Source organism: Pseudomonas sp. TE3552 (assembly GCF_056278945.1).
Genome location: NZ_JBWBQJ010000001.1, coordinates 3,236,748 through 3,251,557, shown reverse-complemented (window position 1 = coordinate 3,251,557; position 14,810 = coordinate 3,236,748). Strand labels below are relative to the sequence as shown.

The window sequence follows — 14,810 nt, the reverse complement described above, 5'->3', positions numbered from 1 at the left end:
CATGGGCAAATCGCTGGTCATTGTGGAATCCCCGGCTAAGGCCAAGACCATCAACAAGTATCTGGGTAACCAATACGTGGTGAAGTCGAGTATCGGCCATATCCGAGACCTGCCCACCAGCGGTTCGGCTAGCGCCAGCAAAGAGCCTGTCGCCAAGCGCGGCAAGGCCGCCGCAGGTGAAGGTCCGGTGCTCACGCCGAAAGAGAAAGCGCGTAAGCAGCTGGTTGCGCGCATGGGTGTCGATCCCGATCATGGCTGGAAAGCCAAGTACGAGATTCTCCCGGGCAAGGAAAAGGTCATCGAAGAGCTGCGCCGGCTCGCCAAAGATGCTGACACCATCTATCTCGCAACCGACTTGGATCGCGAGGGGGAAGCCATTGCCTGGCACCTGCGCGAAGCCATCGGTGGTGACGACAGCCGCTACAAGCGTGTGGTGTTCAACGAAATCACCAAAAAAGCGATCCAGGAAGCCTTCTCTCAACCAGGCGAGCTGGACATCGATCGCGTCAACGCTCAACAAGCACGTCGCTTCCTCGACCGCGTGGTGGGTTACATGGTTTCGCCGCTGCTATGGGCCAAGATCGCCCGTGGCCTGTCCGCCGGTCGCGTGCAATCGGTTGCCGTGAAGCTGGTGGTGGAGCGCGAGCGTGAAATCCGCGCGTTCAACCCGGAAGAGTACTGGGAAGTTCATGCCAACCTCGGTACAGCCAAGGGCGCGACCGTGCGTTTCGACGTGGCGCGCGAGAAAGGCGAAGCCTTCAAGCCGCTGAACGAAGCCCAGGCCATGGCCGCGTTGGAGAAGCTCAAGGCTTCCAGCTACAGCATCGTCAAGCGCGAAGACAAACCGACCAGCAGCAAGCCGTCGGCACCGTTCATCACTTCCACCCTGCAGCAGGCTGCGAGCAATCGCCTGGGCTTCGGCGTGAAGAAAACCATGATGATGGCCCAGCGTCTGTACGAAGCCGGCTACATCACCTATATGCGTACCGACTCCACCAATCTCTCGGCCGATGCCGTGGCGATGGCGCGTACCTATATTGAAGGCGAGTTCGGCAAGAAGTACCTGCCGGAAACCCCGAACGTCTATAGCAGCAAAGAAGGCGCGCAAGAGGCTCACGAAGCGATTCGTCCGTCCGACGCCAATACCGAGCCAAGCAAGCTGTCGGGCATGGAACGTGATGCCGAGCGGCTTTACGAGCTGATCTGGCGCCAGTTCCTCGCCTGCCAGATGCTGCCGGCCCAATACCTGTCGACCACTGTCACCGTCGGTGCCGGTGACTTCGAGTTGCGCGCCAAGGGCCGCATCCTGAAGTTTGACGGTTACACCCGCGTCATGCCGCAAATCACCAAGCCTGGCGATGACGACGTGTTGCCGGACATGGCCCAGGGCGACGCGATGAAGCTGATCAAGCTTGATCCGACCCAGCACTTCACCAAGCCGCCGGCGCGTTACTCGGAAGCGAGTCTGGTTAAAGAAATGGAAAAACGTGGCATCGGTCGTCCTTCGACCTATGCGGCGATCATCTCGACCATTCAGGATCGCGGCTACGTGGCGTTGCACAACCGTCGTTTCTATTCGGAAAAGATGGGCGACATCGTCACTGAGCGTCTGGCCGAGAGCTTCTCCAATCTCATGGACTACGGCTTCACCGCCGGCATGGAAGAGAACCTCGATGACGTGGCTCAGGGCGAACGCGACTGGAAAAACGTGCTCGACGAGTTCTACGGCGACTTCAAGAATAAACTCGAAGTAGCCGAAAGCGCCGAAGGCGGCATGCGCGCCAACCAGCCGGTGATGACTGACATTCCGTGCCTGACTTGTGGCCGTCCGATGCAGATTCGTACCGCATCCACCGGCGTTTTCCTTGGCTGCTCGGGTTACAGCTTGCCGCCGAAAGAGCGCTGCAAGGCTACCGTCAATCTGGTGCCGGGCGACGAAATCGCCGCGGACGACGAGGGTGAATCGGAATCCCTGGTACTGCGTGGCAAGCATCGCTGCCCGATCTGCAGCACGGCGATGGACGCTTACCTTCTCGACGAGAAACGCAAGCTGCACATCTGCGGTAACAACCCGGATTGCGCGGGCTACGAAATCGAAGAGGGTACCTATCGCATCAAAGGCTATGAAGGTCCGAGCCTGGAATGCGACAAGTGCGGTAGCGAGATGCAGCTCAAGACCGGCCGTTTCGGCAAGTTCTTCGGTTGCACTAACCCAACGTGCAAAAACACCCGCAAGCTGCTGAAAAGCGGTGACGCGGCACCGCCGAAGATGGACCCGGTGAAGATGCCTGAGCTGAAATGCGAAAAGGTCAACGACACCTACATCCTGCGCGACGGCGCTTCCGGCCTGTTCCTGGCGGCCAGCCAGTTCCCGAAAAACCGCGAGACTCGTGCTCCGCTGGTTATGGAAATTGTGCCGCACAAGGATGAGATCGATCCGAAGTACCATTTCCTCTGTGAAGCGCCGAAGAAAGATCCCGACGGCCTGCCTGCGGTGATCCGTTACAGCCGCAAGACCAAAGAGCAGTACGTGCAGACAGAAGTCGACGGTAAGCCGACTGGCTGGAAGGCGTACTACGATGGCGGCAAGTGGACGGTTGAAGACAAGCGTCCAGCAGCTAAGGCTTAAAAGCCGCTGTATACAGAAAGGCCGCATGACAACCCTCGGGTTTTCATGCGGCCTTTCTGTTTTGGGCTTGCGGTGAACTTGGGTGATCCATGACACTGTCTGACCTGTGTGAAGCAATTATTTCGTTGTGGAGGCTGCCGTCATGGCCCACGAACTCTATACCCGCACCAACCAGAAAATTTATTTCGCCGGCCTGTCGCTGGAAGCGCTCGCCAAAGCCGAAGAGGGGCGGGCGATGAACTCCCTGGCGCTGATTCAGGCCGGGCGCGAATCGGCGTTGTTTCACCTGTACGGAGCGCTATTGGGGTTGTGTCATGAAATCGCTGGTTTCTATCGCTTGCCTCAGGCCAATGCGCCACGGGCAGAGATGCTGCTGACCCGCGAAGTGCTGGAAACCATCGCTATTCCGGAAATGGCTGAGATGGTCGAACTGGCGCAAAACCCTGAAACCTGGCTGGCCAAATTGCTGTCCGCACATGCCGCACTGTTTCAGCCGCCTCGCGCGCCGCATAAGCCCAAGGGCGATGTAACGCAGCCACTTATTCTGGCCGTTAATCTGGATGAAGAAGAGGCGCCGGAAGAGCTGAGCCGGGAGGAGCTGGAGAGCTGGCGTCAGAACCTTAAAGGCCTGGCGATTCGGTTTCGCGAAGGGTTGAACGAGTGCTGAAAGATTGAGTGTTTAGGGATGAGTCTGCTCAAGGAAGAGTGATGTCAGAAATTTCTCTTCGTGATGGCATTTGGTCAAGATCCCGAGCGAAGCTTGGCTGATGCCTATATAATCCCCGCCTTTCGTGGAGAACAGACCTTTATGCCAACGTCCTTTCTAGAAATTGTCGAGTTACCAGACGGCCGAATCGAGCTGCGCAGGGCCGAGGACGAGGGTTCTCTGGTTACTTTGGATTTCTCCGAGGATGCCAAGGTTTTCCTGCAAGGCCAGCATGTAGAAGTCGCCAAGGCGATGTTGAGTGTCGGTGTTCAGATGGCAGGACGCCTGGTTGAAGGCGAATTTGATAAGGAAGAGGGGTCACGGGTTCTTCATTGATCCCGCTCGTCGGATTCTTCAGATAGCTCTACAGATCACAGATCGGCTTCTCTATCCCTGGAGAAGCCCTGCGTTGTTCAGCGCCTACAGAGTTTCTTCGTTAGCCCAGTCGAATATTCAGGCTTTGCGCATCTCCGGTACGGGCGGCGCCGATCAACTGTTGCCGTGACGATGTACTCAACGGATTTAACCAGCTGACGACCGTATGGCTGCGGCCAAGTCGCAAGGCTTCACAGGTCAACTGCTGAGCGCTTTGTGTGCCGCGCGGTTGCAGCAACAGAATGCGTTCACGGTTCAGGCCGGCGTCTCGCAACCAGGCCTGGGTCAGGCTGGCAGGCGGGGCAATCAGTGTCAGCCAGCGTGCATCCTGATCCTGACTCAGTTCCCTGAGGATCGGTGCCAGAAGGTTCAGACAGTTCCCGGCCGCGCCACGCAGTGACAGCTCACTGAAGACTTCGGGCTCGGCACTCCAGGGCGACTCGACCACGTCTTTCAGGATCGGCGCCAGCGGCTGCGCCATGAACGCTTCGAACAACGGCAGTTGGGCTTGCTGTGAGGTGTGTGGGAACTGCATAAAGCCTCCTTTAGCGGCGAATCACGCCGACACTCAAGCCTTCGATAACCAGTTCCTGATCTTTCAGGTTGACTTCGATAGGGGCGAATTCAGGATTTTCGGCAATCAACCAGACCTTGCTGCCGTCGCGCTTGAAGCGCTTGACGGTCACTTCGTCGCCGATCCGCGCCACCACGATTTGGCCGTTACGCGCTTCGCGAGTGGTATGGACAGCCAGCAGGTCGCCGTCGAAAATACCGACGTCCTTCATGCTCATGCCATGGACACGCAGTAGATAATCGGCGCGAGGGTGGAAGAACGAAGGGTTGATGTTGCAGGACTCTTCGATGTGCTGCTGGGCGAGGATCGGCGCACCGGCAGCCACTCGGCCGATGATTGGCAAGCTGGACTCGTCGGCCTTGGCTTCGAAGCCAGGTATGCGAATGCCGCGGGAAGCGCCCGGGGTCATTTCGATCGCACCTTTGCGGGCCAGTGCCTTGAGGTGTTCTTCCGCCGCGTTGGGCGACTTGAAGCCCAGCTCCTGAGCGATTTCCGCGCGGGTTGGCGGGTAGCCGTTGTCTTCGAGGCAGCGTTTGATGAAGGCCAGAATCTCTGCTTGGCGTGGCGTCAGCTTTAGCATATTGATCGCTCTGTCTTTTTATACAGTGACTGGGATTATATACAGTGAACCGGTCTTGGCAATGCCCCTTTTTTTGCCGGGCGCTGGACGGTCATTTTGTTCGCTGATTGAAGTGTCATTGTTGTATGGTTAAATAACTGACCGACCATTCCGAAAACGAACCTCCAGACTTGACAAGGCCAGGGCTGAAACGTATGTTTCAAACAAGTGTTTGTCAGGCGGAGTAGCCATGGCCCAGTCGGAAACCGTTGAACGCATTCTCGATGCTGCCGAGCAATTGTTCGCGGAAAAAGGTTTCGCTGAAACCTCGTTGCGTCTGATCACCAGCAAGGCCGGTGTCAATCTGGCGGCGGTGAACTATCACTTCGGGTCAAAGAAGGCGCTGATTCAGGCGGTCTTCTCGCGTTTTCTCGGGCCGTTCTGCATCAGCCTCGATAAAGAGCTGGAGCGCCGTCAGGCCAAGCCCGAGAACAAACCGAGCCTTGAAGAACTGCTGGAGATCCTTGTCGAGCAAGCCCTGGTGGTGCAGCCGCGCAGCGGCAACGACCTGTCCATCTTCATGCGTTTGCTGGGGCTGGCTTTCAGTCAGAGCCAGGGGCACTTGCGGCGTTACCTGGAAGATATGTACGGCAAGGTGTTCCGCCGCTACATGATGCTGGTCAACGAGGCCGCGCCGCGCATTCCGCCGATCGAACTGTTCTGGCGTGTGCACTTCATGCTGGGTGCCGCGGCGTTCAGCATGTCGGGGATCAAGGCCTTGCGTGCGATTGCCGAGACCGATTTCGGCGTCAACACCTCTATCGAGCAAGTAATGCGCCTGATGGTGCCATTCCTGGCCGCGGGCATGCGTGCCGAAACCGGCGTCACCGACACCGCCATGGCCACCGCACAGTTACGTCCGCGCAGCAAATCGGCTCCGGTGGCCGCCAAGGTTTAACCGCACACGGGTGGGCGCGGCAGCTGACATCCGCTAAGCTAGCCGCCCATGCCGACTCTCGTTCTGAACCCCCTCATTGATATCGCCGACCTGCCGGGCTCAGCCCATGGCGGCGAATTCGTGCGAGCCGGGTTTATCGTAATCAAGGAATTTCTATGACTGCTGGCCTGCAAGGCTCGTTGATGGTGGACGTCGCCGGTACCTGGCTGACGTCTGAAGATCGCCAATTGTTGCGCCAGCCCGAAGTGGGCGGCCTGATCATTTTTGCCCGCAACATTGAACACCCGCGTCAGGTGCGCGAATTGAGCGCCGCGATCCGCGCCATTCGTCCCAATCTGCTGCTGGCGGTGGATCAGGAAGGCGGCCGGGTTCAGCGGTTGCGTCAAGGCTTCGTGCGGCTGCCAGCCATGCGCGCCATCGCCGACAACCCGAATGCCGAATACCTGGCCGAGCAGTGCGGCTGGATCATGGCGACTGAAGTGCTCGCGGTCGGTCTCGACCTGAGCTTCGCCCCGGTACTGGACCTGGACTACCAGCGCAGTGCGGTGGTTGGCACCCGTTCGTTCGAAGGCGATCCGGAACGCGCAGCCTTGCTCGCCGGTGCATTCATCCGCGGGATGAACAGCGCTGGCATGGCCGCCACTGGCAAGCACTTCCCCGGTCATGGCTGGGCCGAGGCCGATTCCCACGTCGCGATTCCCAACGACGAGCGTAGCCTCGACGAGATCCGCGCCAACGATCTGGTGCCGTTCGCGCGATTGAGCAAGCAACTGGCTGCCGTCATGCCGGCTCACGTTATTTATCCACAAGTCGATTCGCAACCTGCCGGTTTTTCCCGTCGCTGGTTGCAAGAGATTCTGCGTGGCGAACTGCAATTCGATGGCGTGATCTTCAGCGACGACCTGTCCATGGCCGGTGCCCACGTGGTTGGCGATGCCGCCAGTCGCATTGAGGCGGCGTTGACCGCCGGTTGCGACATGGGCCTGGTGTGCAACGATCGTGCGGCCGCCGAATTGGCCTTGAGCGCCGCCCAGCGTTTGAAGGTCAAACCGTCGGCGCGTATCGCGCGGATGCGCGGGCAGTCATACGCCAGCACCGAATATCGTCAAAACCCGCGTTGGTTGGCGGCTATCGGCGCGCTCAAAGAAGCTCAGCTGATTGATTGAGGACTTCTCGTTATGACGGTTTACGCGATTATCGGTGGCACCGGTCTGACTCAACTCGAAGGCTTGAGCATTCGTCAGTCATTGGCGGTGGACACTCCTTACGGGGCACCGTCAGCCGACGTGCAAATCGGTGAGTACGCTGGCAAGCAAGTGCTGTTTCTCGCGCGTCACGGGCATCCACACCGTTTCCCGCCGCATCAAGTGAACTACCGCGCCAACCTGTGGGCGTTGAAGCAGGCCGGTGCCGAAGCGATTCTTGCGGTCAATGCCGTGGGCGGGATTCATGCCGCGATGGGGACCGGGCATTTTTGCGTGCCGCATCAATTGATCGACTACACCAGCGGCCGCGAACACACCTATTTCGCCGATGACCTGGAGCAGGTTACACATATCGATTTCAGCTATCCCTACAGCGAGCCCCTGCGTCAGCGATTGATCGCGGCGTTGGCGGCTGAAGGCGTTGCCTACAGCAGCCATGGCGTTTATGCCTGCACTCAGGGCCCGCGTCTGGAAACAGTGGCTGAAATCGTGAGGCTGGAACGTGACGGTTGCGACATCGTCGGCATGACCGGGATGCCGGAGGCCGCTCTGGCTCGAGAATTGGAGCTGGATTACGCCTGTTTGGCGCTGGTGGTGAACCCGGCGGCGGGGAAGTCGACGGCGGTGATTACCATGGCTGAGATCGAGCAGGCATTGCATGACGGGATGGGCAAGGTGAAGTCTACGTTGGCGCGGGTGCTTAAGGACTAATCAGTCATTACACCGAGTCGACCCCATCGCGAGCCTGCTCGCGATGGCGATTTAATAATCGCCGCTACTTATCAATTTTCTCCGGCAGCGGCGCAAACAACGCCTCGATATCATCACTCTGCAACTTCCAGTCCCCGGTCTTGCGCCCATCCAGTACGCCTGCGGCCAGATCGGATTTTTCCTTCTGCAGATGCTGGATCTTCTCCTCCACCGTGCCTCTGGCAATCATCTTGTAGACGAACACCGGCTTCTCCTGGCCAATGCGATACGCACGGTCAGTCGCCTGATTTTCCGTCGCCGGGTTCCACCACGGGTCGTAGTGAATCACTGTATCGGCTTCGGTCAGGTTCAGGCCCACACCGCCGGCCTTCAAGCTGATCAGAAAAATCTGACGCTTGCCGCTCTGGAATTCCTTCACTGGCGTGCGTCGGTCGCGGGTCTGGCCGGTCAGGATCGCATACGCCACGCCGCGTTTTTTCAGTTCATCCTCGATCAGCGACAGCATTGAGGTGAACTGCGAAAACAGCAGAATCCGCCGACCTTCCTCGAACAACTCTTCAAGCATTTCCATCAGGCTATCAAGCTTGCCGGAGGTGTTGCCGCGAGCGGGCAGGGCGGCATCGTTGACCAGCCGTAAATCGCAGCACACCTGACGCAGCTTCAGCAGCGCCTCAAGAATGATGATCTGGCTGCGCGCCACGCCTTTGCGGGTGATCTCGTCGCGGACTTTCTTGTCCATGGCCAGGCGCATGGTTTCGTACACGTCGCGCTGGGCTTCGTTGAGTTCAACCCAATGGATGATCTCGGTTTTCGGCGGCAGTTCGGTAGCCACCTGCTCCTTGGTCCTGCGCAGCAGGAACGGTTTGATCCGACCGTTCAGGTGCTGAAGTCTGACTTCGCTGGCGCGCTTTTCAATCGGTACGCGGTAATCGCGGTTGAAGCTTTTCACGTCGCCGAGCCAGCCGGGCAGCAGGAAGTGGAACAGCGACCACAACTCACCCAAGTGGTTTTCCAGCGGCGTGCCGCTCAGGCACAGGCGCTGGCGAGCATTCAGCTCACGGGCCGCATGGGCGGCCTTGCTGTTGGGGTTCTTGATGTACTGCGCTTCATCCAGCACCAACACGTGCAACGGCTGCGCGGCCAGGCGTTCGACGTCCTTGGGCAGCAGTGCATAGGTGGTCAGAATCAGGTCGTAGTCGGCCAGGTTCCCGAAGTGCTTTTTGCGACTGGCGCCGTACAGCGCCAGCACTTTGAGCTGCGGCGTGAAATGTGCGGCTTCGTCGAGCCAGTTGGGGATCAGGCTGGTGGGCATGACCACCATGCATGGCCGATCGAGGCGCCCGGCATTCTTCTCGCTGAGAATGTGCGCCAGGGTCTGTAGGGTTTTGCCCAGACCCATGTCGTCCGCGAGAATCCCGCCGACTTCCAGTTGTCGCAGCGACTGCATCCAGCTCAGGCCTTCCAGCTGATACGGGCGCAAGGTGGCATTCAAGCCTTCGGGGGCCGCTGCGGTGTAGTCCTTGATGTCGCGCAGACGCTGGGCAAAGGTGCGGATCTGCTCGCCACCTTCCCAGAGCAGCGGCAGGCCTTCCAGCGGATTCAGGCGTGTGGCGTCGGCCTTGCTCAGGCGTAGCGTGGTGTCGCCGGGCTCCTGCAGATAAAACTCGCCGAGGGTGGCCAGCACTGGCTTCAAGCGGCCGAAGGGCAGGGCTACTTGCAGTGGGCCCTGGTCGGTGCTGCGGCGTTGCGGGATGTTCACCAGGATCAGTTCGTCGTCACGACGTCGGGCGAGCCGTTCCGGATTGAGAATCTCGGTGTGGGAGCGCATCAGGTTCAACAGGATCGGCAGCAGGCTCAGCCGTTCGCCATTGACGATGATCCCCAGCTCCAGATCAAACCAGTCACGTTCCGGTGCCTCCTCGACGGTGGCGTACCAGTCGTCCACGGCGGTCAGGTCGAAGCCGAAATCCTCGTCGATCTGTAACTCCCAACCCTGGGTGCGCAACTTCGGCAGTTCGTTGAGGGTGAAGGTCAGCCAGGCGCTGTCGTTGACCATCTCGTAGAGTTCGCCGGCACTTTCCGGCAAGGCCTTGCTTTGTCGGGTGGCGACTTTGAAACCGAGAATCCGCAGCTGTTCCCTGTAGGTCTGTTCGACTTCCGGGTGACGTTTTATCCGCAACGTCTGCGTTTCCTGACGAATCAGGATGTCAGCGTTCTTCTGTCCACTGACGTATTCGTCCAGATAGCTGAAGGACAGCGCCGCGCGATGCTGAATGTAACGCTGCATCTTGCCGTTGCGTGGTTCGAAGGCACTGAATTCGATGCTCGCCAGCCACAGGCGTGGCACCGGTTGCACGTTGTCCACAAGCACTTGTGGCGGCGCCTTCGGGCTACGGTTTTCCAGTACGGCCTGAAGTTTTTCCAGCAGTTCGGCGTCTTTCGCCGCCGCCGGGTATGCAAGGGTTTCCTGCACTTGCAGCAACACCGCCGCGCAATGTTTGCAGTTGCTGTGGACCGGGCAGGTGCATGTGGCGTCGATCATCAGCAAGGTGCCTTTGGCCGACTCGCGCAGGCGAATGGTCTGACGGTAAACGTTACCGCCAGAGCCTTCGCAACTGGCGGTGATGGTGGCGTCGCCGACTTCGGCGATCCTGACGCGGTTCTCCAGCGCGTAGCGACGGCCACGCTCCAGGCTCTGTTCCTTGAATCGGCTGACCCAGGATGTTGCCAGGGGTTTGCTCAGGGTCGGGGTCGGGGGCACGTCGATCAGTCCGGAACGACTTCTGGAGCTTCCCGTGGGGCGGGCGCTGTCAGCGAGGTGATCTTGATCAGCAGGCCCAGATGGCCGTTGTCGAGAAAGTTCAGCTGGCCATTTTTGGTGTGGCTTTCCTGCTTCAGGCGTTCGCTGGCGGTGACCAGGCCGTTGGCGTCAATCTGATTGACCCAGAAGTCGGCGTCGACATCGGTGAAACGCCCCAGTTTCAGGTTCAACGTGCCCTCGATCGGGAACTGGCCAAACTGTTCCTTGCCCTCGCTGATCGCCACTTTGCTGGCTTCTTCACCCAGGTTCTGTTGCCAGGCCTTGTGCAGCAGCACCGTGTATTCGTTGCTGGCGGTAAGCTTTTCCACTTCGGGATTCAGGCTAGGCGTACGAAAGCTGTCGGGGCTGATGCGTTGGGCGCCGGCAGCCCAGTCTTCCGGTGCGGCGCGGCTGACGATGGCGGGCACGGCGTTTTGCCGCACCAGAATCATTTCAACCTGATACAGATCATCGGCAAACGCCGTCGAGGCGAACGGCGAAAACAACGACATCAACAAGGTCAGTGAGCGAAACAGGCGCATGCGGCGTCCTTCAAGCAGTGGTCGGAATGAGACGCTCGAATAGCGCCTCTACAGTATTAAAACGTTCTTCCGGGCGCTCCATTGGTACCTGGAATTTGAACATCGTAGCGCCTTCGAATTTGTAGCGTTTGGGTTGGCTCTGGATCAGTTTGATCAGCGTCAGCGGGTCGACCGGGGTCTGTGCCGCGAACTCGATACGACCGCCTTGCGGGCCGCCGTCGACTTTTTTGATGCCCAACTGTTCGGCCTGCAATTTCAGCGCCGTGATCCGCACCAGGTTCTTGGTCGGTTCCGGCAGCAGGCCGAAGCGGTCGATCATCTCCACTTGCAGGTCCTTGAGACCTTCCTCATCGGTGGCCGAGGCAATGCGTTTGTAGAGAATCAGTCGCGCATGCACGTCCGGCAGGTAGTCTTCTGGAATCAGCGCCGGTACGCGCAGATTGACTTCCGGACCGCCACCCAGCGGTTGATCGAGGTTTGGCTGTTCGCCCTTGCGGATCGACTTCACCGCACGCTCGAGCATTTCCATGTACAGCGTGAAACCGACGGCCTGGATCTGCCCGCTCTGGCCGTCGCCCAGCAGTTCGCCGGCGCCACGGATTTCCAGGTCGTTGGTCGCGAGCACGAAGCCCGCGCCGAGGTCCTGGGTATTGGCGATCGCCTCCAGACGCTTTTCCGCGTCGGGAGTGATCTGCTGGCGCGGCGGTGTCAGCAGGTAAGCATACGCCTGGTGGTGGCTGCGACCGACCCGGCCGCGCAACTGGTGCAACTGGGCCAGGCCGAACTTGTCGGCACGCTCGATGATGATGGTGTTGGCGCTCGGCACGTCGATGCCGGTCTCGATGATGGTCGAGGCGATCAGCACGTTGAAGCGCTTGTGGTAGAAGTCGCTCATCACCTGTTCGAGTTCGCGTTCGCGCATCTGCCCGTGACCAATGCCGATCCGTGCTTCCGGCACCAGTTCGGCGAGATCGGCGGCGCATTTCTCGATGGTCTTCACATCGTTGTGCAGGTAGTAGACCTGGCCGCCACGCAGCAGCTCACGCAGCAGGGCCTCTTTGACCGTGCTCTTGTTCTGCTCCATGACGAACGTGCGCACCGACAGGCGACGGGCCGGCGGCGTGGCAATGATCGACAGATCGCGCATGCCCGACACTGCCATGTTCAGCGTGCGCGGAATCGGCGTGGCGGTCAGGGTCAGGATGTCGACTTCGCTGCGCAGCGCCTTGAGCTGTTCTTTCTGACGGACACCGAAACGGTGCTCTTCGTCGATGATCACCAGCCCCAGGTTTTTGATTTTGACGTCATCTTGCAGCAGCTTGTGTGTGCCGATGACGATGTCGATCTTGCCTTCGGCCAGGTCCGCGACGGCGGCGTTCACTTCCTTGGCCGACTTGAAGCGGCTCATGACTTCCACGGTGACGGGCCAGTCGGCGAAGCGATCGCGGAAGCTGTTGTAGTGCTGCTGGGCGAGCAGGGTGGTCGGCACCAGAATCGCCACCTGACGACCGCCATGCACCGCAATGAATGCCGCGCGCATCGCCACTTCGGTCTTACCAAAACCGACGTCGCCGCAGACCAGGCGATCCATCGGTTTCGGTGCGAGCATGTCTTCGCGCACCGCTTCGATGGTGGTCTGTTGGTCCGGGGTTTCTTCGAACGGGAAACCGGCGCTGAAGGTCGCGTAATCGGCTTTCGGGTCGGCGAAGGCATACCCCTCGCGAGCGGCGCGGCGGGCATAGATGTCGAGCAATTCGGCGGCCACGTCGCGCACCTGTTCGGCGGCTTTGCGCTTGGCTTTCTGCCAGGTCTCGGAGCCGAGGCGGTGCAATGGGGCCAGCGCATCGTCGCTGCCGGTATAGCGAGCGATTAAATGAAGGTTGGCTACCGGCACGTAAAGCTTGGCGCCTTCGGCGTATTCGAGGGTCAGGAACTCGGCGGCCTGGCTGTCGATTTCCAGAATCGTCAGCCCCAGATAGCGGCCGACGCCGTGATCGATGTGCACTACCGGCGCGCCTTCGCGAAGCTCGGTGAGGTTTTTGATCACTGCATCGTTATTGGCGTCGGCGCGTTTTTCGCGGCGACGGCGCTGCATCACACGTTGGCCGAACAGTGGGCTTTCCGCGACCAGGGCCAGGGCTGGATTATCCAGCAACAGACCTTCATCGAGTGGTGCGATGGTGATTGCCAGGCGATCCTTGCAGGCGACAAAGTCCGGCCAGCTGTCGACGGTTTTAGGTCGCAGCTTCAAGCGTTCCAGCAACTCCAGCAGCACTTCACGACGGCCCGCGGACTCCGCGGTAAACAGCACGCGGCCGGGGAATTCGTCGAGGAAACCGGCCAGCGCCGCCAACGGCTGAGTGGCCTTGGCTTCGATGGCCAGGTTCGGCAGCGGCTGAGCGGGGAAGCGCTCGCGACCGACACCGGTTTCCACGTCCTGCTGACTGGCCACCACGCGGGGCCAACTTTTCAGGCGCGCAAAGCAGTCTTCCACGGGCAAGAACAGCTCGGCTGGTGGCAGCAACGGACGGGACGGATCGACGCGGCGCTCTTCATAGCGATTACGTACGTCGTTCCAGAAATTCTCCGCTGCCTGTTCGATGCCCGGCAGGGAAAACACCTGGGTGTCCTGGGGCAGGTAATCGAACAGGGTGGAGGTTTCGTCGAAGAACAGCGGCAAGTAGTACTCGATACCGGCCGGTGTAATCCCGCTGCTCAAATCCTGAAAGATCGGGCAGCGGCGGAAGTCGACATCGAAGCGCTCACGAAAGCGCGCCTTGAAGCGGGTGACCGCGTCTTTTTGCAGCGGGAATTCCCGCGCCGGCAGCAGGCGAACGGTGTCCACCTTGTCGATGGAGCGCTGGTTTTCCGGATCGAAGGTGCGCAGGGTCTCGATTTCGTCATCGAACAGGTCGATGCGGAAGGGCAGTTTGCTGCCCATCGGGAACAGGTCGATCAGCGAGCCGCGCACGGTGAATTCGCCGTGCTCGTACACCGTATCGACGTAACGATAGCCACTGGCCTCAAGCCGGCTGCGCATTTGCTCGACATCGAGCTTCTGGCCGACGTCCAGTACCAGGCTGCTGCCGAGCAGGAATTTGGTCGGCGCCAGGCGGTGCAGGGCCGTGGTGATCGGCACGACCAGAACGCCATGTTCCAGCTCCGGCAACCGATACAGGCTGGCGATGCGCTGGGAAATGATGTCCTGGTGCGGCGAGAACAGGTCGTAGGGCAGGGTTTCCCAGTCGGGGAAGTGCAGAACAGGCAAATCCGGGGCGAAGAAACTCAGCTCCTGTTCCAGCCGTTCGGCACTCTGGCTGTCGGCTGTCAGTAGCAGGGTAAAGCGCTTGGCAGCGCTGGCGGCCTCGGCGATGGCCAGGCTCAGGGCGGCACCGGGCAGGTTGCCCCAGTGCTGTTTACCTGCCGCGGCAGGGAGAAGCGGTAGACGCAGAACGGGCACGGAAGGTTGAGCTCCAAGCGTTGCGACAAAGTCGGCAATTGTAACGGCCTCAGGTGCCGGCTGTCAGTTGCAGACTGTGTCTATATCCACAGGTTGGGCGAAATGTAGTGGTTATGACAAAAACTGGCGCTTTTTTATTGGAAATGTAGTGCCGAAACCGCTTGGTGTTACGGAGGGTTACGGACACCGCGGCGGTGTCGTCGAAAATTTGACGAGGCTGCAGCCCCCGGTTTTACTGGGCTCACGCGGTGCGTAATTTTTTTGAACAGGAAATTGTTACCGCTCGTGCGA

The 14,810-nt window shown here is 59.7% G+C and carries 11 protein-coding genes; 6 read left to right on the top strand and 5 right to left on the bottom strand.

Translation table 11 applies throughout. The features are described from left to right. The first annotated feature begins 1 nt into the window (after position 1). The 3 genes from topA to ACZ9BB_RS14505 all read left to right on the top strand — a co-directional run bounded on the left by topA (position 2) and on the right by ACZ9BB_RS14505 (position 3,671). On the top strand, positions 2–2,629 hold the full coding sequence (gene topA, locus ACZ9BB_RS14515; protein ID WP_476214366.1) for a type I DNA topoisomerase: 2,628 nt from the start codon (positions 2–4) through the stop codon (positions 2,627–2,629). A gap of 142 nt (positions 2,630–2,771) precedes the next feature. Continuing rightward, entirely contained in the window at positions 2,772–3,296 is a 525-nt protein-coding gene (locus ACZ9BB_RS14510; RefSeq protein WP_038979974.1) for a DUF6586 family protein, read from the top strand. Between the two features lie 141 nt (positions 3,297–3,437). Beyond that, entirely contained in the window at positions 3,438–3,671 is a 234-nt protein-coding gene (locus tag ACZ9BB_RS14505) for a hypothetical protein (protein WP_008007084.1), read from the top strand. 100 nt (positions 3,672–3,771) lie between these two features. On the opposite strand, the gene sulA is transcribed toward ACZ9BB_RS14505, so the two are convergent. Both sulA and lexA read right to left on the bottom strand, forming a co-directional pair. After that, positions 3,772–4,245, bottom strand: a complete 474-nt coding sequence (sulA, locus tag ACZ9BB_RS14500) for an SOS-induced cell division inhibitor SulA (protein ID WP_476214365.1) — start codon at positions 4,243–4,245, stop codon at positions 3,772–3,774. A 10-nt stretch (positions 4,246–4,255) separates the two neighbouring features. Beyond that, positions 4,256–4,864, bottom strand: coding sequence for a transcriptional repressor LexA (gene lexA, locus ACZ9BB_RS14495; protein WP_007907770.1), 609 nt, complete (start codon positions 4,862–4,864; stop codon positions 4,256–4,258). A 229-nt stretch (positions 4,865–5,093) separates the two neighbouring features. Here lexA and ACZ9BB_RS14490 point away from each other — a divergent pair, with 229 nt between their 5' ends. The 3 genes from ACZ9BB_RS14490 (at position 5,094) to ACZ9BB_RS14480 (ending at position 7,717) form a co-directional block, all read left to right on the top strand. Beyond that, entirely contained in the window at positions 5,094–5,801 is a 708-nt protein-coding gene (locus ACZ9BB_RS14490; RefSeq protein WP_476214364.1) for a TetR/AcrR family transcriptional regulator, read from the top strand. A gap of 167 nt (positions 5,802–5,968) precedes the next feature. Beyond that, positions 5,969–6,967 (top strand): beta-N-acetylhexosaminidase, encoded by a 999-nt coding sequence (gene nagZ, locus ACZ9BB_RS14485; RefSeq protein ID WP_476218314.1) that lies wholly within the window; start codon positions 5,969–5,971, stop codon positions 6,965–6,967. Positions 6,968–6,979: 12 nt separating this feature from the next. Beyond that, positions 6,980–7,717, top strand: coding sequence for an S-methyl-5'-thioinosine phosphorylase (locus ACZ9BB_RS14480; protein ID WP_476214363.1), 738 nt, complete (start codon positions 6,980–6,982; stop codon positions 7,715–7,717). A gap of 64 nt (positions 7,718–7,781) precedes the next feature. On the opposite strand, the gene ACZ9BB_RS14475 is transcribed toward ACZ9BB_RS14480, so the two are convergent. The 3 genes from ACZ9BB_RS14475 to mfd are packed head-to-tail and all read right to left on the bottom strand — an operon-like array spanning position 7,782 to position 14,519. Next, positions 7,782–10,478, bottom strand: a complete 2,697-nt coding sequence (locus tag ACZ9BB_RS14475) for an SNF2-related protein (RefSeq protein ID WP_476214362.1) — start codon at positions 10,476–10,478, stop codon at positions 7,782–7,784. Between the two features lie 5 nt (positions 10,479–10,483). Further along, positions 10,484–11,059, bottom strand: coding sequence for a CsiV family protein (locus ACZ9BB_RS14470; RefSeq protein WP_476214361.1), 576 nt, complete (start codon positions 11,057–11,059; stop codon positions 10,484–10,486). 10 nt (positions 11,060–11,069) lie between these two features. Then, entirely contained in the window at positions 11,070–14,519 is a 3,450-nt protein-coding gene (mfd, locus tag ACZ9BB_RS14465) for a transcription-repair coupling factor (protein ID WP_476214360.1), read from the bottom strand. Positions 14,520–14,810 lie beyond the last annotated feature (291 nt).

Bases quoted from the DNA above. Each gene is read 5' to 3' on its own strand.
- topA (WP_476214366.1), top strand. From the start codon at position 2: ATGGGCAAATCGCTGGTCATTGTGGAATCCCCGGCTAAGGCCAAGACC.
- ACZ9BB_RS14480 (WP_476214363.1), top strand. From the start codon at position 6,980: ATGACGGTTTACGCGATTATCGGTGGCACCGGTCTGACTCAACTCGAA.
- lexA (WP_007907770.1), bottom strand. From the start codon at position 4,864: ATGCTAAAGCTGACGCCACGCCAAGCAGAGATTCTGGCCTTCATCAAA.
- ACZ9BB_RS14490 (WP_476214364.1), top strand. From the start codon at position 5,094: ATGGCCCAGTCGGAAACCGTTGAACGCATTCTCGATGCTGCCGAGCAA.
- ACZ9BB_RS14510 (WP_038979974.1), top strand. From the start codon at position 2,772: ATGGCCCACGAACTCTATACCCGCACCAACCAGAAAATTTATTTCGCC.
- ACZ9BB_RS14505 (WP_008007084.1), top strand. From the start codon at position 3,438: ATGCCAACGTCCTTTCTAGAAATTGTCGAGTTACCAGACGGCCGAATC.
- sulA (WP_476214365.1), bottom strand. From the start codon at position 4,245: ATGCAGTTCCCACACACCTCACAGCAAGCCCAACTGCCGTTGTTCGAA.
- ACZ9BB_RS14470 (WP_476214361.1), bottom strand. From the start codon at position 11,059: ATGCGCCTGTTTCGCTCACTGACCTTGTTGATGTCGTTGTTTTCGCCG.